Annotated in this window: 1 protein-coding gene; it reads left to right on the top strand. The window is 62.0% G+C overall.

Annotated elements, in window-relative coordinates:
• Positions 1–3,793 (top strand): immunoglobulin-like domain-containing protein (locus PMI37_RS27390; protein WP_008087483.1); only part of this gene is annotated, 3,793 nt, incomplete at both ends.

The following is a 3,793-nucleotide window of genomic DNA, read 5'->3' as shown; positions in this document are numbered from 1 at the left end:
GCCGATGACGTCTACAAAGACGCCGGCAAAGTCGAAGTAACCATCAAGGATGCGACTGGCGGCAACTTCGAGAACCTGGTGCCGAGCACCACGCCAGCCATTACTGACGTCACTGATACCATCGACACCTCGACGGTCAAACTGACCGCGACCGAGTCTGCTGCTGAAGGTGGCACCGTCACTTACACCGCGACTGTCGGCGCGCCAGTCACCGGTTCGCCGGTTGTGGTGACCCTTGCCAATGGTCAGAACATCACCATTGAAGTGGGTAAAACCACTGGCACCGTGACCACCACTGCTCCGAACGATGCGTTGACCGGGCATGCGCCGCTGACCAACTCGATCACCAACGTTTCCGGCGGCAACTACGAGAACCTCGCTGCCGACAAAACCCCGGTCAGCACCACCGTGACTGACACCGTCGACACCACCAATCTGTCGCTGACGGCGACCGGCGCGGTGAACGAAGGCGGTCAGATCACCTACACCGCGACCCTGACCAACGCTGCTGGTTCGCCAGTCACCGTGACCCTGAGCAACGGCTCGGTGATCACCATCGAGGCCGGTAAAACCACCGGCACCGTGACTGTCGACGCTCCGAAAGACGACGTCTACAAGGACGCCGGCACTGTTGAAGCGACCATCAAGGGCGCGACCGGTGGCGACTTCGAAAACCTCGTCACCAGCACTGTCCCGGCCGTCACTACCGTCAACGACACCATCGACACCTCCACCGTGTCGCTGACCGCCACTGCCAACGTCGCCGAAGGCGAAACCGTGGTGTACACCGCCACCGTGACCGCGCCAGTGACTGGCACGCCGGTTGTAGTGACTCTGTCCAATGGCCAGACCATCACCATCGCCGTCGGTGAAACCAGCGGTTCGGTAAACTTTGTGGCACCGAACAGCCCATTGGCCGGCGGCAGCTCCTTGAGCGTGACCATCGACGGCGCCACGGGCGGCAACTACGAAAAACTCGTGGTCGACGGCAAGTCCGCGGACACCGCGGTTTCCGACACCACTGACACCACCAACCTGAACCTGACGGCGACCGATTCGGTGGCGGAAGGTGGTTCGATCGTTTACACCGCAACCCTGACCAACCCGGCCGGCACGCCGGTGACTGTGACCCTGTCGAACGGCGCGGTGATTACCATCGAGGCCGGCAAGACCACCGGCACTGTGACCGTTGCGGCGCCAGCCGATGACGTCTACAAGGACGCCGGCAAAGTCGAAGCGACCATTGCGACCGCCACTGGTGGCAATTTCGAAAACCTGGTGCCGAGCACCGTTCCAGCCGTGACCAACGTCACCGACACCATCGACACCACCACCGTCAAACTCACCGCGACCGAGTCGGCGGCTGAGGGCGGCACCGTTACTTACACCGCGACGGTGGGTGCGCCAGTGACCGGTTCTCCGGTGACCGTGACCTTGGCCAACGGCCAGAACATCACCATCGAAGTCGGCAAAACCACCGGCACCGTGACCACCACTGCACCGAACGACGCGTTGACCGGCCATGCGCCGATCAGCAATGCGATCACCGGCGTCAGCGGCGGCAATTACGAGAACCTGATAGCGGACAAGACCCCTGTTTCGACCAACGTGACCGACACCGTCGATACCACCAATCTGTCGCTGACCGCGACCGGTTCCGTGGCCGAAGGTGGCTCGATTGTTTACACCGCGACCCTGACCAACCCGGCCGGCACCCCGGTGACCGTGACCCTTTCCAACGGTTCGGTCATCACTATCGAAGCGGGTAAAACCACCGGCACCGTGACGGTTGCGGCGCCAGCCGATGACGTCTACAAGGACGCCGGTAAAGTTGAAGTGACCATCAAGGACGCCAGCGGCGGCAACTTCGAGAATCTCGTTCCGAGCACCACGCCTGCGGTCACTGACGTCACTGACACCATCGATACCTCGACGGTCAAACTGACCGCCACCGAGTCTGCCGCTGAAGGCGGCACCGTCACTTACACCGCCAGCGTTGGCGCGCCGGTGACCGGTTCGCCAGTTGTGGTGTCCCTGGCCAACGGCCAGAACATCACCATCGAAGTCGGCAAAACCACCGGCACTGTGACCACCATTGCACCCAACGATGCGTTGACCGGTCATGCGCCACTGACCAACGCCATCACTGGCGTCAGCGGCGGCAACTACGAAAACCTCGTGGCCGACAAAACGCCGGTCAGCACCAACGTGACCGACACCGTCGACACCACTAACCTGTCGCTGACCGCGACCGGCTCCGTGGCCGAGGGTGGTTCGATCATCTACACCGCGACCCTGACCAATGCCGCTGGCTCGCCAGTGACCGTGACGTTAAGCAATGGCGCGGTGATCACCATCGAAGCCGGCAAAACCACGGGCACCGTGTCTGTTCCAGCGCCAGCCGATGACGTCTACAAGGACGCGGGCAAAGTCGAAGCAACCATTTCGACTGCTACTGGCGGCAACTTCGAAAGCCTGCTGCCGAGCACTGTTCCGGCGGTGACTCAGATCACCGATACCATCGACACGTCGACCGTGAAACTGACGGCCGACACTTCGGTGGCTGAAGGCGGCACTGTCACCTACACCGCGACTGTTGGCGCGCCAGTTACCGGTTCGCCGGTCACTGTGACCCTGGCCAACGGCCAGAACATCACCATCGAAGTCGGCAAAACTACCGGCACCGTAACCTTCACTGCACCAAACGATGCGTTGACCGGTCACGCGCCCGTCACCAACTCGATCACCGGCGTAACCGGTGGCAATTACGAGAACCTGGTGGCCGACAAGACCCCGGTTTCGACCAACGTCACCGATACCGTCGACACCACTAACCTGTCGCTGACCGCGACTGGCACCGTCGCCGAAGGTGGCCAGATCACCTACACCGCGACCCTGACCAACGCTGCCGGCTCGCCCGTCACCGTGACCCTGAGCAATGGCGCGGTAATCACCATCGACGCGGGCAAAACCACGGGCACCGTGACCGTTGCAGCGCCAGCCGATGACGTCTACAAAGACGCCGGTAAAGTCGAAGTGACGATCAAGGACGCCACCGGCGGCAACTTCGAGAATCTCGTTCCGAGCACCACGCCTGCGGTCACCGACGTCACCGATACCATCGACACCTCGACAGTCAAACTCACCGCCGATACTTCGGTGGCTGAAGGCGGTACGGTCACCTACACCGCCACCGTTGGCGCGCCAGTAACCGGTTCGCCGGTCACCGTGACTTTGGCCAACGGTCAAAACATCACCATCGAAGTCGGCAAAACCACCGGTACCGTGACCACCACCGCGCCGAATGACGCGTTGACTGGTCATGCGCCGATCACCAACTCGATCACCGGCGTAACGGGTGGCAATTACGAGAACCTGGTGGCCGACAAGACCCCGGTTTCGACCAATGTCACTGACACCGTCGACACCACCAACCTGTCGCTGTCCGCGACCGGTTCTGTGGCCGAGGGCGGTTCGATTGTTTACACCGCGACGCTGACTAACGCCGCTGGCTCGCCAGTCACCGTGACCCTGTCGAACGGCGCCGTAATCACCATCGACGCGGGCAAAACCACCGGCACCGTAACCGTCGCAGCGCCGGCCGACGACGTTTACAAAGACGCCGGCAAAGTCGAAGCGACCATTTCGACCGCTACTGGCGGCAACTTCGAGAGCCTGGTGCCGAGCACCGTTCCGGCCGTCACTAATGTGACCGACACCATCGATACCACCACCGTCAAACTGACCGCCACCGAATCGGCTGCTGAAGGTGGCACCGTCACCTACACCGCCA

It is taken from the genome of Pseudomonas sp. GM80 (genome assembly GCF_000282515.1).
Classification (GTDB): domain Bacteria; phylum Pseudomonadota; class Gammaproteobacteria; order Pseudomonadales; family Pseudomonadaceae; genus Aquipseudomonas.
The sequence above is the reverse complement of the archived record's forward strand: the minus strand, read 5'-3'. Positions and strand labels throughout refer to the sequence as shown.